Source organism: Pedobacter sp. KBW01 (assembly GCF_003852395.1).
GTDB lineage: Bacteria > Bacteroidota > Bacteroidia > Sphingobacteriales > Sphingobacteriaceae > Pedobacter.
Window position 1 is genome coordinate 191,274 of the sequence record NZ_QAJQ01000007.1, and the last position, 23,352, is coordinate 214,625.

At 41.2% G+C, this 23,352-nt stretch carries 18 protein-coding genes; 4 read left to right on the forward strand and 14 right to left on the reverse strand.

Translation table 11 applies throughout. The annotated features are described in order from the left end of the window. Positions 1 to 20: 20 nt before the first annotated feature. The gene (locus tag DBR40_RS07640; protein ID WP_124559159.1) at positions 21 to 1,232 is read right to left on the reverse strand and encodes a glycosyltransferase family 87 protein; all 1,212 of its coding nucleotides are present in this window, start codon (positions 1,230 to 1,232) and stop codon (positions 21 to 23) included. Positions 1,233 to 1,462: 230 nt separating this feature from the next. On the opposite strand from DBR40_RS07640, the gene DBR40_RS07645 reads away from it, so the two are divergent. Further along, entirely contained in the window at positions 1,463 to 1,675 is a 213-nt protein-coding gene (locus DBR40_RS07645) for a DUF3606 domain-containing protein (protein ID WP_039472099.1), read from the forward strand. A 249-nt stretch (positions 1,676 to 1,924) separates the two neighbouring features. Here DBR40_RS07645 and DBR40_RS07650 read toward each other — a convergent pair whose 3' ends face one another. Beyond that, positions 1,925 to 2,866, reverse strand: a complete 942-nt coding sequence (locus DBR40_RS07650) for an NADP-dependent oxidoreductase (RefSeq protein ID WP_124559160.1) — start codon at positions 2,864 to 2,866, stop codon at positions 1,925 to 1,927. Between the two features lie 88 nt (positions 2,867 to 2,954). On the opposite strand from DBR40_RS07650, the gene DBR40_RS07655 reads away from it, so the two are divergent. Next, on the forward strand, positions 2,955 to 3,842 hold the full coding sequence (locus tag DBR40_RS07655) for an AraC family transcriptional regulator (RefSeq protein WP_124559161.1): 888 nt from the start codon (positions 2,955 to 2,957) through the stop codon (positions 3,840 to 3,842). A gap of 28 nt (positions 3,843 to 3,870) precedes the next feature. Here the strand turns inward: DBR40_RS07655 and DBR40_RS07660 are convergent, their stop codons facing one another. The 11 genes from DBR40_RS07660 to DBR40_RS07710 all read right to left on the reverse strand — a co-directional run bounded on the left by DBR40_RS07660 (position 3,871) and on the right by DBR40_RS07710 (position 20,371). Next, positions 3,871 to 5,016 (reverse strand): serine hydrolase domain-containing protein, encoded by a 1,146-nt coding sequence (locus DBR40_RS07660; protein WP_124559162.1) that lies wholly within the window; start codon positions 5,014 to 5,016, stop codon positions 3,871 to 3,873. A 49-nt stretch (positions 5,017 to 5,065) separates the two neighbouring features. After that, positions 5,066 to 5,518 carry a VOC family protein gene (locus DBR40_RS07665; protein WP_233603829.1) on the reverse strand — a complete coding sequence of 151 codons (453 nt, stop codon included), beginning with the start codon at positions 5,516 to 5,518 and terminating at the stop codon, positions 5,066 to 5,068. Positions 5,519 to 5,852: 334 nt separating this feature from the next. Next, positions 5,853 to 7,289 (reverse strand): TolC family protein, encoded by a 1,437-nt coding sequence (locus DBR40_RS07670; RefSeq protein ID WP_124559163.1) that lies wholly within the window; start codon positions 7,287 to 7,289, stop codon positions 5,853 to 5,855. Continuing rightward, on the reverse strand, positions 7,282 to 10,452 hold the full coding sequence (locus DBR40_RS07675) for an efflux RND transporter permease subunit (protein WP_124559164.1): 3,171 nt from the start codon (positions 10,450 to 10,452) through the stop codon (positions 7,282 to 7,284). The genes DBR40_RS07670 and DBR40_RS07675 overlap by 8 nt, the downstream gene beginning before the upstream one ends. Positions 10,453 to 10,475: 23 nt before the next feature. Further along, positions 10,476 to 11,558, reverse strand: coding sequence for an efflux RND transporter periplasmic adaptor subunit (locus tag DBR40_RS07680; RefSeq protein ID WP_124559165.1), 1,083 nt, complete (start codon positions 11,556 to 11,558; stop codon positions 10,476 to 10,478). Positions 11,559 to 12,269: 711 nt separating this feature from the next. Continuing rightward, entirely contained in the window at positions 12,270 to 12,662 is a 393-nt protein-coding gene (locus DBR40_RS07685; protein ID WP_124559166.1) for a VOC family protein, read from the reverse strand. 31 nt (positions 12,663 to 12,693) lie between these two features. Beyond that, the gene (locus DBR40_RS07690; RefSeq protein WP_124559167.1) at positions 12,694 to 12,876 is read right to left on the reverse strand and encodes a hypothetical protein; all 183 of its coding nucleotides are present in this window, start codon (positions 12,874 to 12,876) and stop codon (positions 12,694 to 12,696) included. Positions 12,877 to 13,070: 194 nt separating this feature from the next. Then, positions 13,071 to 14,828: a RagB/SusD family nutrient uptake outer membrane protein gene (locus tag DBR40_RS07695; protein WP_158674006.1), complete on the reverse strand. Its 1,758-nt coding sequence runs from the start codon at positions 14,826 to 14,828 to the stop codon at positions 13,071 to 13,073. A 28-nt stretch (positions 14,829 to 14,856) separates the two neighbouring features. Next, complete coding sequence (locus DBR40_RS07700; protein WP_158674007.1) at positions 14,857 to 18,267, reverse strand: TonB-dependent receptor; 3,411 nt, start codon at positions 18,265 to 18,267, stop codon at positions 14,857 to 14,859. Between the two features lie 298 nt (positions 18,268 to 18,565). Next, a complete protein-coding gene (locus DBR40_RS07705; protein WP_124559170.1) occupies positions 18,566 to 19,732 on the reverse strand; it encodes a FecR family protein in 1,167 nt (388 codons plus the stop codon). A 75-nt stretch (positions 19,733 to 19,807) separates the two neighbouring features. After that, positions 19,808 to 20,371: an RNA polymerase sigma-70 factor gene (locus DBR40_RS07710; protein ID WP_124559171.1), complete on the reverse strand. Its 564-nt coding sequence runs from the start codon at positions 20,369 to 20,371 to the stop codon at positions 19,808 to 19,810. 207 nt (positions 20,372 to 20,578) lie between these two features. On the opposite strand from DBR40_RS07710, the gene DBR40_RS07715 reads away from it, so the two are divergent. Then, the gene (locus DBR40_RS07715) at positions 20,579 to 21,394 is read left to right on the forward strand and encodes a helix-turn-helix domain-containing protein (protein ID WP_124559172.1); all 816 of its coding nucleotides are present in this window, start codon (positions 20,579 to 20,581) and stop codon (positions 21,392 to 21,394) included. Positions 21,395 to 21,435: 41 nt separating this feature from the next. Next, positions 21,436 to 22,968, forward strand: a complete 1,533-nt coding sequence (locus DBR40_RS07720) for an FAD-dependent monooxygenase (protein WP_124559173.1) — start codon at positions 21,436 to 21,438, stop codon at positions 22,966 to 22,968. A 77-nt stretch (positions 22,969 to 23,045) separates the two neighbouring features. On the opposite strand, the gene DBR40_RS07725 is transcribed toward DBR40_RS07720, so the two are convergent. Beyond that, entirely contained in the window at positions 23,046 to 23,345 is a 300-nt protein-coding gene (locus DBR40_RS07725) for a PAAR domain-containing protein (RefSeq protein WP_124559174.1), read from the reverse strand. Positions 23,346 to 23,352 lie beyond the last annotated feature (7 nt).

Consider the following 23,352-nt stretch of genomic DNA (forward strand, 5'->3'; position numbering starts at 1 on the left):
CGAAATCCTGTTTCAATTCATCATTTGGTTAACGCACCAGCCAGTTCAGGCCTGGTGTCTTCTGCATATGCCATATTGCTTTTGGTGGCATTGTAAATGATTCTTAACCACACCAGAAAATAAGGCAAACTAATAACGGCAAGCGATAAAGGGTGCGCTTTGGCATATACCGGAAACAGCAGTAAAGGAAAATTACAGGCAATTACAAGCAAAACAGGTAGCAATACTTTTTTCATTGCGCGATTGTTTTCGAAGATATACCAGATTCCCACACCTACAATTGAAATGATAAAGGTACAATCTTCTGCACCGGTACTAAATAACACCGGAAAAAGCAGTACGGAAGCCAATATCATCAGCTGGAATTTGGGTTTCGAAAAACGGGCAATGCGAATAAAGGGGAGCATAAAAATCAATGCACCAAGTGAAAGAAAAAGCAGGTTAGGAATTTCTGGCTGGTTTAAAATACGCCTGAAGAATCCCATAATCGAAATATCGATGCCCCCACCCAGAACGTTGATTTCATTTTTTCCGATCAGCGAACTTTTCCAATCCAGATAAGCATGCAACACAAAACCGGGCGATGCAAACAACATGGGAGCAGCGAGGATAATGAACGACCAGATAATTAGCCAAAGGATAAACTGGGGTTTCTTTTTAACAAAGAAGAAGAAAACCAGGCCTACAATGCCATAAAGTTTAATAAAAGTGCCCAGCACAATAAAAAAAGCCGACCAAATATTATTGCTCTTATTCAATTGCGTAAAACTCAGAATAATTAATGCTGCTGCTCCGGCATTAAATTGCTGGTTCAGCATCGATTCGATAAGGCAGGGAATGGCAATGTAACCGATAATTACCTTTTTATCGTCGCTTACCGGCAAGGTTTGAATGGCTTTAAACAGCAGGAAACAGTTAAATAAATTCCAGAACAATAAACCAATACTATTTGGCATTAATGCAAATGGCGCAATTAAAACGCTAAATACCGGCCCGTAATGATTTGCGTCGTCGTGGAAATTAGGATAAGGTGCATACAAGGAACGTTCGTGAATCAGGTTCCTGAAAGTATTTTCGAAAATGAGGTAATTATTAAACCGGTGTGTAACCCACGAATCGATTACAAAAATGAGTGTTACAAGCACCCATAAAAGCAATACGAAACGATTTTCCTGATAAAATCTTTTGCTGGCTGAGCCACCGGGTGCAATGGGGTTAGAATAATTAGTCATTGTAAAAAATACATTACAATACAATAATATTAAGCAAAAATCACATTTCCAACTATTTTGTAGAGAAAATAATACTCCTTTTGGAAATATTTGACGAATATCAAAAAATATCCCATACTGGTTAATGGAGTGTGTTGGCTTAAATGAAAATTAGTTGACAAAACACAAAAACCAAATCCTTTTCTGAGGTGTTTATTCCTTAACCAATTTATAAATCAATGGAATATCAAATGAACTCGATAAATGCCAGGAAAGAATTTATCGACATTGCTGACGAACAAGACCGCCAGTACTGGGCTACCCGTTTGGGTGTGAGCAGCGAAAAGCTGAAATCAGTTGTTAAAGCAATCCAGAGTATGGAATTTTCGAAACTGAAGGATTATTTAATGCTTGAAAAAATTAAGGAAGCTAGTACTTATCAACGTTTCGTCAATCCGCAATAATTGATATTCTTGTGAAAATTAAGTACGAAAAGCCCATTACCGATTGTGCACATCTGATCGATTTGCCAGCAACAAAGGCTGTTTTTAATGATAAGGTTACAGGAAATGCTGTTACGAATCCTAAAGCCTGTATCAGGATCCTGAGTGTTTTTTTTCCTAAAAACGGCCTTATTAATCTGCTTTGATGGCATTGTTCAACAAAAAAAGCCCAGCATATTTGCCGGGCCTGTATAATTTTGTGTCTGTTGGTTAAAACGTTAAGACTACTTTCCCAACTGTTCGGCCTGTTTCTATTTGCTGGTGCGCAACAGCCATTTCTTCAAACGGAAAAACTGCAGATACATGAGAACGAACTGTTCCATCAGCCAACAAGCCCGCTATTTGTCCCATATCATTTCCATTTGGTTTAACCCTGATGGTATAGCCATTTATGCCCAGCGCTTTTGCTTTTTCGGTTACGGTTTCATTTAAACCTGAAGGGATACTGATAATAGTACCACCTTTCTTCGTTACTTTTAACGAACGGTCGATATAGTCGCCCCCCATCGAATCGAGCACAAAATCAATATCCTTAATTACTTCTTCAAATGGCTGTACCCGATAATCAACATGCTCATCGGCACCCAATTGAAGTACAAAATCGCGGTTTGCAGCGGAGGCTGTGCCAATAACATAAGCCCCAAGGTGTTTAGCCATTTGTACGGCGTAATGCCCGACCCCACCAGCAGCAGCATGTATTAAAACACGTTGCCCGGCTTGTACATTGGCATGTGAGGTAAGTGCCTGCCAGGCGGTTAATGCAGCCAGACTTGCCGCAGCCGCATCGTTATGATTTACGTTTTCGGGCTTAATGGCAAGTTCATCTGCTTTTGCTACCACATACCCGGCATAGGTATTACCCAAACCCGGAAAGGCCAGCATAGCAAATACCTCATCACCAGTTTTAAACCGGGTTACACCTTCGCCAATTTCAGTAATGGTACCCGAAATATCCCAACCTAAAATTACTGGCAACTGGTCTTTAATTAAGCCCGCAATACCTTTGCCTGATCTGGTTTTCACATCAACAGGGTTAATGCTGATGGCACTTAATTTAATTAACACCTCATTAGCTCCAGGTGAAGGAATTTGTTTTTCAGTCAATTCGAGGTTTTCTACCCCGCCAAAATCTTTTAATATTATCGCTTTCATTTTTTTATCTTTAATTAACGATTCAAAATTATACCAATAAAATTAAATATATTGGTATATTGTTTCTATAATTTGGTATTTTTGCCTCATGCTAAAAGAAAATCTGTACGAGCCTTTTTCAACTGCGCACCTTACCTTAAACGAGTGCTCCAAACAGGCACATAAACATAACTTTTTTGAACTGGTTTTTGTGTTAAATGGCACAGGAAAGCAATGCATAAATAACAGCAGGTTTAATTACCATGCGGAGCATATGTTCTTAATTACCCCCGAAGATTGCCATGAGCTGATTATTGAAGAAACATCAGAATTGTTTTTCCTCCGCTTTAATGATATTTATTTAAAAAACGGAGGTTTGCAGACTGAAAATATTAAGCGACTGGAGTACATCCTCCAAAATGCCAACCACCAGCCAGGCTGTATTTTAAAAAACACCCGCGACAAGAAGATTGTACGATCGCTTATCTGGAATATTATTGAAGAGCAGGCTGAAAAAGACCTGTACAATAAAGAACTGGTGCAACAACTGGTTAACACACTTATTATTATTGTTGCCCGCAATATTGCCAAATACCTTCCCGAACAGGCCAATGTAGGTACCGAAGAAAAGGCGATGGATATGCTACAATATGTACAACGCAATATTTATTACCCCGAAAAACTAAGGGCCGATATCATCAGCAGTAACTTTAGCATTTCTGAAGCTTATTTGGGCCGTTACTTTAAAAAACATGTTGATGAAACATTGCAACAGTATATTGCCAATTACAAAACGAAACTTATTGAGCATCGTTTGCAGTTTAGCGACAAACGCTTAAATGAAATTGCCAGTGAATTTGGTTTTACCGATGAAAGCCATTTCAATAAATTTTTCAGGAAACAAAAAGGCAATAGCCCTAAGGCATTTAGAAAGCTTGTACAACAAAAAACAGCTGTTGATACACAAAGTCTCGAAAAAGCAGATTTACTAGCTTAAATGGCGTAAACTACAGCATGCCGGAATTCTATTTCACAAAATGCGTGTACAAACAATTAATAGCTGCACGGCTAAAATCGGGAAAACCATCTGTGTAGGTTGCATTAATGCCATTGGTGATAATTACAAATCCGAACTTATCTTTCGGGTTAAAAAACATGGTACTATACAATCCATATGCAGAGCCGGTATGTCCCTTTAACTTAACGCCGGGAATTAAATTATCGGCGCTGCGCAATGCAAAACCATAGCCTTCGTCGGCACTCAAAGCTGTTTGCATTAGCCCTGCACTTTTTTTCGAGATGATACGAATACCCTTAGCTTTCCCGTAATTCATGTGCATGATCATGTAGGTAGCCAAATCACCTGCCGAAATTTTCATTCCGCCAGTTGGCGAAAAAACAGGTGTACTGTAACCCATTACATAATTGGCAATTTCGGTTCTTCGTGGTGCATAAGCAGCTGGCGATGGTGTGTAGGTTCTGCTATCGGCATGGTACTCATACAATTTTACAAAACGTGTACTATCTAACGAATCGACACAGTAATTTGCATAAAGCCCCAGTGGTTTTAATATCTGCTTCTTGATATAACGATCGAAGCGCTCTCCCGATTGCTTTTCGAGAATTATGCCAATGAGATTAAAATTGAGATTACAATAATCGAACTTTGTGCCCGGCAAATAATCATTATAACATTTGGCCCAATCTGGATTTTTGTCAGGATTAATCACATCGAGGTTTAAATATCCTTGCGAATCGTTTAAACCTGAGGTATGAGATAAAGCCATTTTCAGGGTAATTTTCTGCTCAGGAAATTTGGGATTTCTGATTTTAAAACCCACTAAGTCTCCAAAATCATCATCGAGGCTAATCTTTCCTGCCTCAACCAATTGCATGATTGCCGTGGCAGAAAAGGATTTGGAAATAGAGGCAATCCTGAAAATATCGTTATTGGTAAGTGGTACTTTATTCTCCAGATCTTTTAAACCAAAAGCCTTCGTGTAAACAACCTTACCATTTTTAACCACAGCAACAGCAGTACCTACGGCACTATATTTCTCCATAATTTGCTTCAAATCGGCTTCTACCCCGTTATTTTGTGCTTTTGATAGTACAGGTATCAGCGTGAGTAAAAGCAGCTTCAGTAAATGCTTTGGCAAAGTCAGTTTCATCAGTTCAGGATAAGGACAAAAAAAATGGATAATACGCCGGAGCTAAAAATTATTTCGCGTCGTTTACTTCGAGCCAATGCCCGTCGGGATCTTTAAAGTAAATTTGTTTTACGCCATCAACACGCAAGGTTATGCCTTTCTCCTTCCCTGCCCAGTCTTCGAAATTGATCTTTTTGGTGTTCAGCTTTTTTACAAATTCATCAACCGAAGGCACGCTGAAACATAAATGTTCATTCTTATCAAAGTTTTGAGTGCCTTTCGCACCCTGAATTAAATGTAACTGTCCGGCTGCCCCTAGCGTAAACCAGGTATGGCGGTTATCGTGAAAAGGCTCGGGAATGATTTTCAGGTTAAAAACACTTTCGTAAAAATCAGTCGATTGTTTTAAATCGCTTACATAAACCGCAATGTGATTTAAAACAGCAGGAGGATTGTTTTGCGCCATGGCTTTTTGAAAAATAATAGAAAATAGAATAGCAGTGCCCAGGAAGATTTGTTTCATGTTTAAATATGGGACTTATAACTGATTATTTTTAATAAAAGTGATCCCGTCATGGCTTATTTACAAATGATGCGTTGGTTAGCGGGAAATAGATGGTTAAAACAGATTTCTCGGCTACGCTAGAAATGACGAATTAGCTTAAGGCGCTTCGACTCCGCTCAGCGTGACAAACCATGGAATCCGTGGGTTCCGTACATCCGTGGCTAGAAATTAGCGCAGAGAAATTCTTCACTGCGTTCAGAATGACAAAATCAAAAAGGCTGCTCCAAAACCGGAGCAGCCTGTACTTATAAGGATTTGACTTGAATGTTATCTTAAATGGAAAAGGTTAAACCTAGTTCCACCCTCCACCCAGGGCGTGATAAATATCTACCACTGCATTTAACTGTTGCTTTTTGGTTTCAATCAATTCCAGTTTCGATTGTAAGGCATCGCGCTGGGTCATTAAAACCTCAAAATAATCGGCTCTTGCTGCTTTAAATAAATCATTAGAAATATCAATGGATTGTGTTAAGGCTGTTACCTGTTTCGATTTCAAATCGTAGCTTTTTTGCAGGTTACTGATTTTCGACATTTGATTGGCTACCTCAATGTATCCGTTTAAAATGGTTTTTTCGTAATCGTAAACGGCTTGCAACTGTTTGGCATTTGCAGTTAAATACTCGGCTTTTATGGCGTTACGGTTAATTAACGGTCCTGCTAAATCTCCTGCTAAAGAGTAAATCAACGATTCGGGAGTTCTTAACAGATATGATGGATTGAAAGCCTGGTAACCAATACTTGCCGAGATGCCCAGCGATGGGTAAAACTGTGCCTTGGCAACTTTAACATCCAGTTTGGCAGCTGCCAATTCGTATTCTGCCTGTTTAATATCCGGGCGGTTAGCCAATAACTGCGCTGGCAAGCCAGTTTGAACAGTTGGCGGCACTAAATCCGTAAAATTAGATTTATCCCTGATAATGGTTTGCGGAAAACGGCCCAACAAGAAATTGATCTTATTTTCAGTTTCGGTAATGTTCTGCTGAATATCAAATTCAAGGCTCTTAGAGCTTAACACCTCAGCCTCGAACTTGCGTACAGCCAGCTCGGTAACCCGTGTAGCCTGTTTCTGTATTTTCATCAGCTCCAGTGCGTTGCTTTGCAGCTCAATGTTCTTTTTCACTATCTCCAGCTGGTTATCGGCAGCCAGCAATTCGTAATAAGAATTAGCCACTTCGGCAATTAAATTGGTGATTACGAAATTCTTACCTTCAACTGTAGACAAATAGTGACTAATGGCAGCTTTTTTCGAATTACGCAGTTTATGCCAGATATCGGCTTCCCAGTTGGCTTGTAAACCAAATTTATAATCGGGTAATATTTCTGGCACTTCTTTACCGGGTGTAATTTCGGTAGAGGCATCGCCTGCTCCCGAACTGGTGTAACGACCCACTTTATCAAAACCGGCGCCCACACCATAGCTTACACTTGGTAAAAGTTCTCCTTTTTTGGCTTTGATTTCGTTTTTGGCAATCTCAATATCCTGAAGGGTAATGTTTAGCTCCTGGTTATTTTTAAGGGCTGTATCAATCAGGTTTATCAGATTTGGGTCGGTAAAAAACTTACGCCACTGTATACTTGCAGTGCTTACCGTATCCTGCCCGCCATTGTTAAAGGCGGCAGGTACGTTTTTATTTTCGGCACGTTGGGCTACTTCTGGTAACTTACAGGCGGTATATGCAGCGCATATCAACACCAATCCAACGCTTTTATATATATTTTTCCTAAACATTGTTTTCTATTTCTTCTGTTAACGGATGTTCTTCTTCAATTTTAATCAGCTTGTGTCTAGCTGCAATTGTTCCGAATACGTAGTATAAGCCCGGTATTACGATTACCCCAAATATGGTTCCGAAAAGCATACCTCCTGCTGCAGCCGAACCAATGGTACGGTTACCGATTTTACCCGGTCCGCTGGCGATCATTAAAGGAATTAAACCTGCAATAAAAGCGAAAGAGGTCATTAAAATCGGACGGAAACGCACTGTAGCACCTTCCATGGCAGCCTTAAATACGGATGCACCCTGGGCATGCCGCTGCGTAGCGAACTCCACAATCAGTACCGCATTTTTACCCAGCAAACCGATGAGCATAACCATTGCCACCTGAGCATAAATGTTGTTTTCTAGTCCCAATAACTTAAGGAATACAAAGGCTCCGAAAATACCTGCAGGTAATGAAAGGATTACCGAAAGTGGTAAAATGAAACTTTCGTATTGTGCCGCAAGCACCAGATAAACGAAACCCAAACAAATCAGGAAGATGTATATAGCTTCATTACCTCTCGATACCTCATCTTTAGAAATACCAGCCCAATCGATACCAAATCCCCTTGGCAATGTTTTCTTGGCTACTTCGGTAATGGCTTTAATGGCTTCACCCGAGCTATAGCCCGGAGCCGACTGACCACTAATCTCCGAAGCGTTGTACATGTTGTGTCGGGTAATCTCCGAAAGACCATAAACCCTTTGCATCTTGATAAAGGCAGAAAAAGGTACCATTTCATCGCGATCGTTCTTTACCGATAGTTTAAGGATATCTTCCGGAAGGGCCCTGTATTGTGGCAAGGCCTGCACAATTACTTTATACTGCCTGTCGTATTTAATAAAACTGGTTTCATAATTACTACCCACAAAAGTAGAAAGCGTATTCATAGCATTATCAATGCTCACGCCTTTTTGTTGGGCAATATCATTATCTACGTTGAGCATATACTGCGGGAAACTGGCACTGTAGAAAGTAAATACCGACGACAGTTCTTTGCGTTTATTGAGCTCTTTTACGAAATCGTTAGCAACAGTTTCCATTTTTTTATAGTCGCCGCTACCTGCTTTATCCAGTAAACGAAGTTCGAAACCGCCTGCTGCACCATAACCCGGCACCGCTGGTGGCTGGAAAAACTCGATAGTTGCTCCCGGGATAGATTTAGATTTTTCTTCCAGTTCTTCGATAATCTCTACAGCAGAATGTTTACGTTCGTTCCAGTCTTTCAGGTTAATTAAACAGGTACCTGAGTTAGAACCTGTACCTTCAGTAAGAATCTCATATCCGGCTAACGATGAAACAGATTTAACACCGTCAATCTCCTCGCACATTTTCTGTAGTTTTTCTGCAATCTGATCGGTACGTTCTAAAGTAGATCCCGGAGGTGTTTGGATAATGGCGTAAACCATACCCTGATCCTCATTCGGAATAAAGCCTGATGGTACTGTACCACTTAAGCCCCAAACACCCAAACAGAAGGCAATTAAAACACCAAACGTTAATATTCTGCGGCTTACCACTTTGCTAAGCACAAGCTCATATTTGCCCGAAAGCTTAGCGAAACCATTGTTAAAGCCATCTAAAAAGCGATCGATCATGGTTCTCTTACCTTTTTTACCATGGTTGTTTTTTAGCATGATGGCACACAATGCGGGGGTAAGTGTTAAAGCCACAATACCCGAAAGGATAATGGCCGTTGCCATGGTAATAGAGAACTGACGGTAAAAAATACCTACCGGACCCGACATAAATGCTACCGGAATAAATACCGATGCCATTAAAAAGGTGATGGCAATAATTGCCCCACCAATTTCTTTCATGGCCTGTTGCGTAGCTTTTAGTACTGAAAGCCTTCTGTTGTGCTCCATCTTGGCATGCACCGCCTCAATTACCACAATGGCATCATCTACTACTACCCCAATGGCCAGTACCAAAGCAAACAAAGTGATTAAGTTGAGCGTAATACCAAAGAACTGCATGAAAACGAAAGTACCAATCAACGATACCGGAACCGCAATAGCCGGAATCAGTGTTGAACGCCAGTCGCCCAAGAACAGGAATACCACTAAGCCTACCAAAATAAAAGCTTCTACCAGCGTATGGATTACCTTTTCAATTGAGGCATCGAGGAATTTAGACACATCATAACTGATCTCATAATCCAGTCCTTTCGGAAATGAACTGGCTTTAATTTCAGCCATTTTGGCTTTTACATCTTTAATTACCTGAGTGGCATTACTACCATACGATTGCTTTAAAACGATTGCGGCAGATGCCTTTCCGTTTAAGGTAGAGTACAAATTATAAGCCGCTGCACTAAAATCAACATCGGCTACATCTTTTAAACGAAGTAACTCGCCGTTGGCACTTGCCCTTAGTACAATATTCTCATAACCTTCTTTGGTATTAAAACGGCCCGAATATTTTAACACATATTCGAACGCTTGGGAGCGTTTACCCGAGCTCTCACCTGTTTTACCCGGCGAGGCTTCTAAACTTTGCTCATCAAGCGCTTTCATTACCTCATCAACCGAGATTTTATATGCCTGCATGCGATCTGGTTTTAACCAGATGCGCATTGCATAATCCCTGTCGCCCAAAATATCGGCAAAACCTACCCCATCTACCCTTTTCAACTCTGAAAGCAGGTTGATATCGGCATAGTTATACAGGAAATTCTGGTTCATTTTAGGATCTTTACTGTACAGGTTGATGTACATTAACATGTTAGACTCCTCACGGGTAATTTTTACCCCTTCGCGAACCACCAAAGGAGGAAGTTTATTGGTTACGGCTGCTACCCTGTTTTGCACGTTAAGCGAAGCCTGATTGGGATCGGTACCCAGGTTAAATACAACCTGAATAGAGGCCTCGCCATCATTACCGGCATCGGATGCAATATATTTCATTCCGGGTACGCCGTTAAGCGCACGCTCTAAGGGAATAACCACCGATTTAATTAAGAGCTCGTTGTTAGCCCCCGGATACTCGGCCGTAATATTTACTTTAGGCGGCGAAATAGAAGGGAACTGCGTAACAGGCAGGTAGCTAATGGCCAACACACCCAAAAACACAATAACAAGCGATATTACGATAGAAAGGACGGGCCTTTGTATGAATTTACTAAACATAAAATAAGTATGGAGGATTTAGATTATTCTGTTTTCAGTCTCAATTGTTTCATCACATCCTGAGGCTGCTGGAATTTAAAAGCGATCTTATCATCATCTTTAACCTTCTGCACACCTTCCAGTAAGATCTTATCGCCTACCGTAATGCCATCGCCTACAATGTATAAATCGGGCAAATCGCCTGCTATGGTAATGGCTTTTGAGTGTACTTTATTGTTTTTATCGATCACAAAAACGTAGGTTTTATCCTGAATATCGTAGGTAGCTTTTTGTGGAATGACCAAAGCATTTTTTAAAGGTACCACCATTTGTATTTTACCGGTTTCGCCGTTTCTAAGCAGATTATCGGCATTGTTGAACCTGGCCCTGAAGGCAATGTTTCCGGTTTCGTTATCAAATTCACTTTCGATCAGTTCTACCTTACCTTTGGCTTTTAGCAGTTCGTTATTGGCCAATAACAGGCTAACCTCTTGCTGGCCCTTTACTTTGGCAGCACTCTGGTAATTAAGATATTCAGGCTCCGATACATTGAAATAGGCAAACACCTGGCTGTTATCAGAAAGGCTGGTTAACAAAGCGCCCTCATCAACCAAACTACCTAATTTTAAAGGAATGCGATCGATGGTACCATCAAAAGGTGCACGGATTTCGGTGTTGGATAAATGAAATTTTGCCAGTGAGGTTTCGGCATTGGCAGATTGCAGTTTAGCTTTGGCCATGGCCAGTTCATTTTTGGAAACAATATTTTTATCAGACAGCAATTTGGTGTTTTCCAGCTCAATTTGTGCCGATTTTGTTTCTGCCTGTGCTTTTGCCAGCTCTGACTGTGCTGCTTTAGGCATAATCTTAAACAAAAGCTGACCAGCTTTAACATGCTGGCCTTCATCCACATAAATATTCTGAAGATAACCCTTTTCCTGAGCTCTTACTTCAATATTCCGCACAGATTTAATTTGCGAAACGTATTCTTTGGTAAACGATGTATCCATTCTTATCGGACTGGTTACCGCATAAGTGGCTACTTCTTCTTTTTCTTCTTTTTTGGATGTACACGCTGTTAGGTAAAGCAAAGCACTCAAAGCGAGGCACATTACATTTCTCTTCATCTTTGTTTTTTTGACTAGTTATCTGATTTATTTTTTTTCATTAGTTTTCCTTTGCCAACCGGTTCATCATTAATATGCTGCTAAACAGCACAATGGTGGATCAATAATTCAGGGTTACGCAATGATTTAATTCGATAGCGAAATAAATACAGATTTATGAAGTTTAAATGAAGTTGAAATTCAGATTTGGACTTACCAGAATTGTCTTTTATACTAAAAAGGAAAGATTAGGGCTATATATTGGAAATTTGATCATGATTTTAGCTAAAACACGATCAAAATAAATGGATTAGTGTTCTATTTACCAGAAAACGAACGGCAAACAGGTTATTTTTTAGTTTTTAAGTTCATTTTAATCTGAGTATAAAATATTTTAATTAACTGTAAATTGACAAAAGATTAACTCAATTTTAATTTTAGAACAGCTTTTCTAAGGATATTTTTTTTGACACAGTTTATTGAACTGCCCCACCTTAAATGATCAGAACCGCACCGTAATTTATCATATGGGCACCTTAAATGATCAGAACTGCACTTTACTTTATCAGAACTGCACCTCAAACGATCAAAACCAACTGCTGAACGTCAATAGTACTGTCATCTGGTGTTTCTTATGAAAAATCATTTCAAATCTTAACTAAAAACCCAAAAAAGCTGAACACTTTTTTGGGGCTTTATTATAAAGTTACCTAAGCTGTAAAAGGAATTATTTTAGGACATAGGGGTACAAATTTCGATTAAAAAGCCATCCAAATCGCGCACATAGGCAATGGTTTGGCCCCATGGCTTTTGCCTTGCTTCTTCTAAAAGCGTACCACCTGATAGTATTACCTGCTTTATTACAGAATCAACATCTGGTGTGGCAAAGCCCAGTTCAATGCCGAATGGTTTTTCACTTAAACGGCTTTCTAAAAAACCGTTCTTCAGGTTGGCATTTCCGAGTGTTTTTGTAATAAAAGAGAGTGTGGTATCGCCTGTTAACAATTCGCCATAATCAGCTTCTGGTGTAATAAATTTTCTTTGGAAACCGAATGCTTCTTCGTAAAACCGGATAGATTTTTCTACATCGGCAACATATAAAATGGTGTAGCTATATTTTATCATGGCAAATAGATTTGAGTATAGGGATTGGCAATTATTCAGCCTGGCTCAATATGCGTTCAATTTCCCTCAGCATCTGATCGGCCAGTTTTTGCTTGGCCCCGATTTTAGATAGGTAAGCATCGGCAAAAAGTGCATCGAGTTCTTCCATAATAAAGCTATACCTGGCTTTAAGTTCCATCAAATCTATCTGTAACGACATCGAAAGCTCCTGCATGTTTCAAAACTATGAAATGCTGCTTGTAATCGCAAGCTATGTGGAAATTTGGAAAGAAATGTTTTAACCTTCGTAGCAATTTACATAAAAAAAGTGCCTCCGAAAAACCGGAGACACTAACTAATCAACCTTATCCCATTAAGGTTTTTTCGTTTCTGGCATTCCGGTTACGAACTAACCGGATGCCCCTGCCCTTACTGCCAACCCGGATTTTGCTTAATATCCGGATTAAGCACCATCTGATCTGTCGGAATTGGTGAGAGATAATCGCGCAGCAAGTTGAATTTATATCCTGTAGCCAGGTTAGTTTTAAATAGCTCGATATAACCATTTTCATCAACGGGATAGCTGGTGAGGTACTTTGAATCCACCACTCCAATCCATTGGGCCAATTTTGCTCCTTTTGGTTTCCAGCCTACTATCAGTTCATCGGCAGCAGCCCATCTGAATATATCATCTTTGCGGTAGCCCTCACAAGCCAGCTCTACCCTTCTTTCCCGGCGTACTTCGTTAATTACAGGGCTCAAAGCAGGGAATTCCCATTTTGGATCGGCTGTAATGGAAGCCAGTTGCATATTTGGCATTCCAATCCTTGCCCTTAGTTTATTCACACTTATATCCAAATCGTTTTGGGTAATGGTAGCCAGCTCGGCCTTTGCTTCAGCATAAATAAGCAATGCCTCGGCAAATCGGAAAATAATATAACCTGATGTTCCGCGATCTTGTTGCTGGTTGTAATCGGGGTCATGACCTTTATAAACCTGATAACCCGTAGCTGGTTTCTGTTCGTTTGCTGCCGAAAAAGTTGGCGCATCAAAAATATTTGGCACTGCACCGTTAGGTCTGTTATTGGTTACAATATGATTGCCATCGTTAATGTATATGGTTTGTACCATCCGTGGGTCACGGTTTTTAATCACATTTAACAAGCTTGCATCGCCCTGGTATAAAGCATTTCCGGTAATGGGCTTACCATCAGTACAGAGGTAATAATCAACCAGGTTTTTGGTTATTCCCCTTCCTGCGCCGGTATTGGTGTACCTGTGCCAGTAATGTCCGCCATTAATATTCAGATCAAACTGTCGCCATAACATTACCTCAGAATTTGAGCTGTAGTTGATCTGATTAAATATTCTCCAGTATCCATCTGTACCAGGTGTAGCTACTAAAGCATAGCCACCTGGATTGGCAATAAGATCGGCTGAAACTGTTGCCGCCTTTTGCAAGAATTTAGTCCCATCGGCACCATTAACACCAAAAGGTGTACCGGTATGGTATTTCTCCCAGGTACCTTCAAAAAGTGCAATTCGTGCCTGAAACAACTGGGCAATCTGTTTATTTACCCTCGAAGCCTGTGCTGATGTTTTTGAGGGCAGGTATTGTACTGCACGATCCAGGTCGTTCATGATAGAATCGACAATAACCGACCTTGATAATCTCGGTGTTTTAAGCTCACCAGAAGTAATATCCAGTGGACGATTTACCCACGGTAAATCGCCAAACTGGCGCAGTTTGCTAAAATAGAACCAGGCCCTAAAAAACAGGGCTTCGCCCACATACGTTTTTTGATTTTCCCAGCTGGCATTTACCTTATTGTAGTTTACCATGAAATAGTTGATGTTTCTGAGCGTATTCCAATCACCATAAGCCCATCCGCCACCCGAACTCGGTGTGGTACGTACCCCATTCATATTGCTATTTACCGACATGGTAATCATGTTGTCGCTACCATCATCAGCATCCAGGCCGTATGGCCCAATTGTACCAAAGGCTCCTATTGTTGAAGGGAATGCGGTGTAAAAATTATTGACATATAGCTGTAAGTCGTTCTGTGTTTTCCAGAACTCGGCCTCGCTGATACTTGTTTCGGGTGTTCTGTCTAGGAAATCCTTTTTACAGGCACCAAGAAACATGGTTAAGGTGAGGATAATGATATATAATCTGTTTTGCATGATTGTATCCTTTAATATTTTTATTGGTTTAAAAAGTAACATTCAATCCTGCAGAATAAGTTCTCTGCATCGGGTACACCTTTCCTGATGACAGGAAAAGTTCAGGATCAAGCGCTTTGGTAAATTTGGTAATGGTGGCCAGGTTTTCTACACTCAGATAAAATCTCACACGCCCCAGTTTCAGTTTTTCGACTAAGCTTTTGTTCAGCGAATAGCCTAACTGCACATTCTTTAACCTTAAATAGGCGCCATTTTGCAGGTATCTGGTTTGGGTTTGCTGATTTTTACTGTTTTCACCACTCATGTAATATTTCGGGTAATAACCATCAGGTGTTTGTGGCGTCCATCTGTCTAAATGGGTGGTAAACAACGAGCTCTGCCACTCATCGCCTACAATTCCCCAGAAATAGTTACCGCCTATCGCTACATCACGTTTTCCTACGCCCTGTACAAAAATCATGGCATCGAAACCATTCCAGCTGGCATCGGCTGTAACACCGTAACTGTACCTTGGCGTTAAATTACCAATTACCTTGCGGTCGCCGGGGTTAGATACAGTAGAAGCTCCCGGACTAATTATACCATCACCATTAAGGTCTGCATAGCGAACATCGCCAGGTGTTAACGGACCGTTATAGATCAGATTTTGTGATGGGGCACCGGCAATTTCGGCTGCGCTTTGAAATAGGCCTACGGTTTCATAACCCCATATCTCACCCATATCCAATCCTTCGTACCAGGTATTTAATAGTCCGGTTGGGTTTGGATATTTGGTTACTTTGGCGGTATAATCGCTCAATACTCCTTTCAAACCGTAACTAACCGAACCAATTTTATCTCTCCATGCCAATGAAAGTTCCCATCCCTTAGTTTTAATTGCAGAGTTGTTTACACTAGGTGGGGTTGTACCCAAAATGGCTGGTAATGCCGCCGAAGGGCCGGCAAAATCAGTCGCTTTTCTGATATACCAATCGAATGAAGCGCTTAACCTGTTATTGAAAAATGTTGCATCGGCTCCAAAATCTAATGTAGAGCTGGTAATCCAGGTTAACTGATCATTAACCAGAGCTGGTAATGTTACTGAAGCCTGTTGTGTACCACCAAACAACCAACTGGTAGATGTTGGTCTTGAGGTACCTAAGCTTGGATAAAAAGGATAATAGCTGTTTCCTAAAAATACCTGATCGCCAAGCTGCCCATAAGATCCCCTGAATTTAAAGGTGTTTACATATTTTTTTACTGGCTCGAAGAACGACTCTTTGTCAATATTCCAGCCTGCAGAAACACCTGGATAAAGTTTCCAGCGAACATCTTCTAAAAAGCGCGAAGTTCCATCGTATCGGGCATTAAGCTCTAAGAGGTACTTTTCTTTGTAATTGTAATTAATCCTCCCGAAAGCTCCCTGCGAACTCAGTTTACGAATCAAATCAGAGATAGATGGTGTTGTGCCGTATGCTGTAGAAAGCGATGGAATATTATCTGAATAAAGATTACTATTGCTGGCTGAATAGGACTGAAAACCTACATAATCGCTTACATAACCACCTAGTATGCTAAAATAATGATCCTGAAACTGCTTCTCATATTTAGAGAATACATTTACTACCTCATGCTGGTTGCGTTCGTTGTAACGGCTAAATGAATTTGGCGTAGTACCGCCTACCGTGCTCTGAGACCCATCTGGGAGAAAAGAGAATAGTGTTTTCAGGTGTGAGGTTTCATCGTAATACTGGGCATCAAAGGTATAGTTAGCGGTAGCTGTCCACCCTTTGGCCAGCTTAAAATTAAGTTCGCCACTTAGCAAGCCCTGGTCGGTAGTCTGGTTGTTGCGTCCTCCTTCTTCATGCAGTAAGATATTGCTTGAATCGGAATACCGTCCGTCAGGGTTAAATACGGCAACGGTAGGAAATTTACGGGCAATCTGGTGCATGTAGGCCTGGTCGCCACCACCGGTTTGGCCAGGATATAAGTTTGGAGAATTAAACAGCTGACGGGAGAAACTACTTCGTAAATTGAAGATAAGCCAGCTGGTTACATCAGCGCTCAGGTTAGCCCTCAGGTTATAACGTTTATAGCTATCGTTACCATAATTATACATTCCGTTCCTGTCATTATATCCAGCCCCAACAAAGTAGTTTGATGAATTAGAGCCACCATTTACACTCATATTGTGCTGCTGGCTAAAAGCATGATCCTTATAATAAATCTTGAACCAATCGTTATTGGCATTTGAGGCATTCCATGAAAAATATTCGTTGGTATTTGGCGCCGGATTTTTAATGGTTTCGGTAGTAAGTATGCCGGCCTGGTAATCTTTAATGCGTTGGATGGTTGGTGCATCAAAAAAAGCTGCCCGTTGTGCATTTGCAAAAGCTTCATTGTAAATGGTTGCAAACTCAAGTGAATTGACCATTTTTGGCAGGTTAATTACTTCTGAAACAGAAAGGTTGTTGTTATAGGAAATGGTTGGCGCAGCGGCTTTGTTGCCTTTTTTAGTACTGATCAGTATAACACCATATGGTGCACTCGATCCATAAATGGCTGCTGAAGCTGCATCTTTTAGCACACTAATATTCTCTATATCATCAGGGTTAATACTATTGATATCTACCCCCTGAATACCATCTACTACAATAAGCGGTCCACCAGAAGTTCCAAGTCCGGTATAACCACGAATATTTAAGCTTTGGGTAGAATTGGGTGCCCCACCAGCCGTAGTCGCACCAATATTCAGGTTAGCTACCTGCCCCTGAAGTGCCTGACTGATCCTGGTAATTGGCCTGTTTTGCAAATCTTTGCCACTTACCTGTGCAACTGCGCCTGTAAGCCTTGTTTTCGATTGACTGCCATAGGCTACTACCACCACATCGTTGAGTTCGGCAGATTTGGCGGTTAAGCGGATTATCATATCTGACGTGGTTACGCTTACCTCTTTCTCCTGATAACCAATATAACTAACCAAAAGTACATCTCCGCGGTCAACCCCAACCATGGCAAATCTACCATCCTGGCTAGACATGGTTTGTTTAGTTCCATTTTTAAGCTTGATACTCGCGCCAGGTAGCGGAACACCATTTTCATCAACTACCTGCCCTTTCAAATCAATAAAGGCATTTGCTGATTCTGTAGTACGTGTTACCGGTGGCAATTTTGTGCGGATTACAACGATACCGTTTTCGATAGCATAAGACAGTGGCTGCCCTTCAAGGCACTTTTCAAGTACGGTTTCCAAAGTCGCATTTTTAAAAAAGAGATCAGTTAACAGTAAATTCTTGGCCTTTTTTGCCGACCACACAATACTATATCCTGTTTGCTTATTGATTTCGTTGAGCACCTGTTTAAGAGAGGCACTTTTCTTTTGGTAATTGATATTCTGTGCAAATCCGGTTGCACCAACCTGCATAATCGTTACGACGAGCAACACCGCTGCTAATTTCATAGCTAAACTTAATTTAAAGGCGTAGCCCGGGGGCATACAAAAATTTTTAGTATAATTTTTATACATTTGATTGTTCTGTTAATTCGACAAAGTGCCAGCGGTCGCATGCTTAGATCACTTTGCGAAATGTTTAAGAAATAAATTGATTCGATTGTTTTTTTGGCATTAGAACTTTTTCGGGAGCAGTGAGATGCTCCCGGATTTCTAATAGATCCAGGGTTAAGTTTGATTTTTTTCCATCTTAATTTGGTTAGTTTGTTTAAAATTTAAAATTGGTTTATTTAGGTTGCCCTCATGGTTAACGGGCATTGTTTTCCTTTGTATAATTCAGCACTGTAATTTTCCTGCCGTTAAGTGTAAAATAAATCTCATGGGTCATTTCGAGCATTTTAAGTATGCCCGAAAGATTTCCTGAACGACTGGTTACCACCCCAAATTCCAGTTCCTTTAAAGCTGGGTCAGCAAATTCTATATCTACATCATACCATCTCGATACCTTTTTCATAATCACATCCAAACGCTCTTCTTCAAACCTGAAATAGCCATTTTTCCAGGCAATTACCGATTCAATATCGGCTGGTTGTACTTTAATCTGATTATCTTTAATTACCGATTGTTCATTTGGACGGAGGAGCACATGGTTTACATCTACACTCCCCTCAATTAAGGTTGTTACCATTTCAGCTTCATCGCTATAGGCGTTTATGTTAAAATGAGTACCATAAACAGTTACGGTTTGCTGATTGGAAACTACACGGAACGGACGGCTTTTATCTTTAGCCACTTCAAAATAGCCTTCTCCGGCAAGCTCTACTTTGCGTTCAAAGAGTTTTTTAAAACTTGTCGGAAATTTTAATGAGGAGGCCGAATTGAGCCATATTTTTGTTCCATCGGGCAGGTTAACCTGATATTGTCCTCCTTTTGGTGTACTGATGGTATTATAAGCAATTTCGTTACTGTTATTTTCGGTATCTACAACCTGGTATTGAAGCTGTCCGTCTCTGTTTTTAGTAATAATGGCTCCATCATGCTGGCTATGTTCGCCAACTGCTAAATCTGAAAGTGAAAGCACCTCGCCATTAGCCAGTGTAAGTACTGCTTTATTTTTTCCGGCAGGTATATCGTGCTTCTTCAGTACTGCAATCGCAGCTTCATCTTTTGTGAAGGAGCGAATCATTAAATAGAATCCGGAAATAAATAAGACACCAATTAAAGCGGCGGCAACCAAACGCGGCCATAGCTGCACTTTTTTAGATACGCCTATTCTCTTATTAATTTCGGCCAGCATCCGGTTACGATGTTCGGCCTCATTTACGACAAATTCTTCGGGTATTGTTATTTCTCGATTAACTTCCTGATTATACCAGGACGAAAACCTTACTTCTTCTTCATTAGTAATGGTTCCCTTTATCCATTTGGAAGCAAGTTCTTTATAATAATCTTCATTGTATTCGAGATCGTTCATCTTCAATAGGTTTATACTTACATGTACCCTATAGGAGATAAATCCCTTAGTCGATTATTAAAATATTTGTTTTTTTTACAACAAGGTTGTTAAGAAATGATTGAGGCCTGCTTTTAGTGTTTTAAGCGCTTTTCCAAGATGTGCCTCTACAGTTTTTTCTGCAATATTGAGTGTTGTGGCAATTTCTTTTTGGGGCATTCCGCGTTCGCGACTCATTTTATATACGAGCTGGCATTTATCAGGTAAAACAGCCACCAATTCGGCAAGTTTGTCTTTCAGTTCCAAAAAACTTAACCAGTCTTCAGTTGAGGCATCAGTAAGTATCCGGCTATCCAGGCTATCCCTGTATTTTTGTTCATGTCTTTTTTTATCCAACAATTTGATTACGCGATATTTGATACAAACAGCCAGATAAGCATTTAATGAGCCTTTAATTCTGAGCTCGGTTTTTCTCTGCCAAAGCGAAACAAAGATGCTCTGTACAATTTCTTCTGCTTCGTCTAAATCATTGATCTTACGTGCAGCAATTTCAAACATCTTTTTCCAGTAACGGTTGTAAATTTCTGTAAATGCAGCATGATTTCCTTCCCTTAAGAAAGATAACAATTGTTCGTCGTTAAATTTTCTATAATCGCGCATGGCAACAATCTTATTAAGGGGACGATTAACCGTATGAATCCAATTGAGGCATCCGGATGTAATGACTTTATTACAATAATAAATAATTTTAACAATCAACTTCAAACAATAATTTCACGCAAACGTTTGTTTTTAAAAAATAATTTCGCAATTAGGGCAAAACACCATATTTTCCACCAGAATCAAAGCAAAAAAGACCACAACTGCATGCAACACCACGAATTTGAAGCTCCTGAAACTTTGCGCGATACCATCAGGTGTTTTTGGTACAACAAAAGGGAATCGGTAGCAGCTGAAACTTTTGAGGTTTTGCCTGATGGCTATGCCGAAATTATCTTTCATTTTGGAAATTCCTGCAGTACTTTTCAGGATGGAGTTTTACAGCCTCTTCCATCGCCCTTTATGATGGGGCTACTCAACCAGCCCATTACTTTTCATGCCCAAAATTGTTTGGAGATTATTGCCATCAGGTGCTATCCCTGGACCGTGTTTGATTTGCTCGGGCTACCTTCAGCTAAACAACATCTGCATGTACTCGAGCATCCGATAGCACATTTGCATCCGATATTGGATACCCATATCCGCAACGGCAGAATAGAAGAAGCGATTAATGAGGTAGAACAATACTTTATTAAAGCAAAATCGCAAATTGCGGCAAACAGTTTATTATTTAAAGCGGGTATTGCCATGCGCGAGGCAAAAGGTACTTTGCCTGTAAGCCAGGTTGCTGCCGCTGCCCACACCACTGTACGGACGCTGGAGCGGAAATTTAAACAATCATCGGGCTATACCGTTAAGGATGTATTGGGCCTGATGCGTTTTGAACAGGTTCGCAATCATTTATGGATTCATCCGGATGCAAACCTTTCAGGTCTCGCTTATCAACTGGGTTATACCGATCAATCTCACCTAAGCCGTGAATTTAAACATTACAGTGGTACTACGCCAGCAGCATTTGCACGAAAAGCCAAGCATGGAAAAACGGTAATTAAGGGCGATTTTGTCGCATTTGTACAAGCCTGATCGACCGCAGTTACAGAACTTTGTGTTCAAATGATACAAATATGAACACGACAATTCAAAACGAAATACCCTCACCCATACCTCTTATTTACGATGTAATTATTGCCGGCGGAGGACCGGTAGGCCTTTTCCTTGCCTGCGAACTTGCCCTGGCACAATGTACTGTACTGATATTAGAAAAAGTCGAAACTCCGGAAACGCCGCTAAAACGCCTACCCTTTGGCATGCGCGGGCTTTCGGCACCAAGTATTGAAGCACTTTACCGCCGCGGATTATTATCAGGACTGGAAATCCATAAACGTTATAAAAACCCACATGCGGGACAAGAAAACCGTCAGGCGGGGCATTTTGCCGGGATTCCTTTTTATGCTGACCACATTGATACCGCGCAATGGAAATACCGTTTGCCAAGTGCCACTGATCCCATTATGCTTTCTGAAATGGAAGAAATTGAAACGGTACTAACCCATCGCGCACTTGCGTTAGGCGTAACCATCAGGCGCGGTCAAACCCTTTGCGGCTTTCAGCAAACTGATGAAGGCGTAACCGTATTGGCAAATGCTCAATCTTTTATGGCTAAATGGCTGGTTGGTTGTGATGGGAGTCGTAGTCAGGTACGAAAGGCTGGTGGCTTTGAGTTTGCCGGCACCGAGCCAGATTTTACCGGCTACAGTGCACAGGTTGATATTTTAGATCCCGAAAAGCTTAAACCGGGCCGAAATGTAACTGCAAGGGGCATGTACCTGCAATCGCAGCCAGGTTACCTCATTATACAAGATTTTGACCAAGGTGCATTTCATCAGTCAGGTGCGCCAATAACCGCTCAACACCTGCAAGAGGTGCTGCGCCACATTTCTGATACCGATGTAACCATTAGTACCCTGCACATTGCTACTACCTGGACCGACCGTGCCCGCCAAGCCACCAATTACCGCAATAGCAGGGTGTTTTTAGCCGGCGATGCGGCCCATATCCACGCACCTTTGGGTGGCCAGGGTTTAAACCTGGGCTTGGGCGATGCCATGAACCTGGGCTGGAAACTAGCTGCTACCATTAAAGAATCAGCTCCTGAAGGTTTATTAGACAGTTATTACGCAGAAAGATACCCGATTGGCATAAAGGTTTTGGAATGGTCGCGCGCACAGGTGGCCATTATGAAACCAGAACCGCAATCGCAGGCCTTGAACGCCATTATGCGCGACCTGATGAATACCCATGACGGCGCGACTTACATGGCTTCGCGCATTTGGGGTGTTAACCTGCAATACGAGCTTGAAGGCAATCACCCGCTGGTGGGTTGCAGTGTACCCAATTTCGAATTTACAGACGGGACGAGGTTTGGCGAACTGATGTACGATGGCAAGGGTATTTTACTCGATTTTGGTCAGCAGACTTCATTGCAGGCTTTAGCCAAAACCTATGGCAACCAAATGAAATACATTTCGGGCCAGGCAAAAGTACAATTGGGTTTAAGCGCTGTACTAATCCGCCCAGATGGTTTTGTTGCCTGGGCTACAGATAGCGAACCTGATGAAAAGTCAATCAGGCAGGCAGCAGCAAAATGGTTTCTCTGATCTACCCAGATTAAAATATCATTAAATCTGCTTATCTATTGCAGAAAAGCAGATTTAACTTCAGGTTTAAAACAGGTTTATCCCCCTATCATTACGCTAAACGCACCGATCACGATTCTTCCTCCATGCGCGGTTGGATCGCCTATTCTGGCCGCTGGCATTCCGCCAATCATTACAGTGGCAGATCCTTTAACAATGCTATCGGGTGGCCCTACGCAAACCAGCATATCGCCTACCCTGGCGGCGGGTAACTTCCCTATTAATACGGTAGGCTCGCCCGGCCCAACAATAGGCCCGCCAACATGTGGTATAGGTACTACGCCCGGGGTCGTCATCGGACATTCGTGAAAATCGGTTAATCTTGCTGCTGGTGGCATGTTTCAG

Bases quoted from the DNA above. Each gene is read 5' to 3' on its own strand.
- DBR40_RS07660 (WP_124559162.1), bottom strand. From the start codon at position 5,016: ATGAAACTGACTTTGCCAAAGCATTTACTGAAGCTGCTTTTACTCACG.
- DBR40_RS07645 (WP_039472099.1), top strand. From the start codon at position 1,463: ATGAACTCGATAAATGCCAGGAAAGAATTTATCGACATTGCTGACGAA.
- DBR40_RS07680 (WP_124559165.1), bottom strand. From the start codon at position 11,558: ATGAAGAGAAATGTAATGTGCCTCGCTTTGAGTGCTTTGCTTTACCTA.
- DBR40_RS07715 (WP_124559172.1), top strand. From the start codon at position 20,579: ATGCAACACCACGAATTTGAAGCTCCTGAAACTTTGCGCGATACCATC.
- DBR40_RS07650 (WP_124559160.1), bottom strand. From the start codon at position 2,866: ATGAAAGCGATAATATTAAAAGATTTTGGCGGGGTAGAAAACCTCGAA.
- DBR40_RS07685 (WP_124559166.1), bottom strand. From the start codon at position 12,662: ATGATAAAATATAGCTACACCATTTTATATGTTGCCGATGTAGAAAAA.
- DBR40_RS07655 (WP_124559161.1), top strand. From the start codon at position 2,955: ATGCTAAAAGAAAATCTGTACGAGCCTTTTTCAACTGCGCACCTTACC.
- DBR40_RS07665 (WP_233603829.1), bottom strand. From the start codon at position 5,518: ATGAAACAAATCTTCCTGGGCACTGCTATTCTATTTTCTATTATTTTT.
- DBR40_RS07710 (WP_124559171.1), bottom strand. From the start codon at position 20,371: ATGCGCGATTATAGAAAATTTAACGACGAACAATTGTTATCTTTCTTA.
- DBR40_RS07675 (WP_124559164.1), bottom strand. From the start codon at position 10,452: ATGTTTAGTAAATTCATACAAAGGCCCGTCCTTTCTATCGTAATATCG.
- DBR40_RS07695 (WP_158674006.1), bottom strand. From the start codon at position 14,828: ATGCAAAACAGATTATATATCATTATCCTCACCTTAACCATGTTTCTT.
- DBR40_RS07690 (WP_124559167.1), bottom strand. From the start codon at position 12,876: ATGCAGGAGCTTTCGATGTCGTTACAGATAGATTTGATGGAACTTAAA.
- DBR40_RS07670 (WP_124559163.1), bottom strand. From the start codon at position 7,289: ATGTTTAGGAAAAATATATATAAAAGCGTTGGATTGGTGTTGATATGC.
- DBR40_RS07700 (WP_158674007.1), bottom strand. From the start codon at position 18,267: ATGAAATTAGCAGCGGTGTTGCTCGTCGTAACGATTATGCAGGTTGGT.
- DBR40_RS07720 (WP_124559173.1), top strand. From the start codon at position 21,436: ATGAACACGACAATTCAAAACGAAATACCCTCACCCATACCTCTTATT.
- DBR40_RS07705 (WP_124559170.1), bottom strand. From the start codon at position 19,732: ATGAACGATCTCGAATACAATGAAGATTATTATAAAGAACTTGCTTCC.
- DBR40_RS07725 (WP_124559174.1), bottom strand. From the start codon at position 23,345: ATGCCACCAGCAGCAAGATTAACCGATTTTCACGAATGTCCGATGACG.
- DBR40_RS07640 (WP_124559159.1), bottom strand. From the start codon at position 1,232: ATGACTAATTATTCTAACCCCATTGCACCCGGTGGCTCAGCCAGCAAA.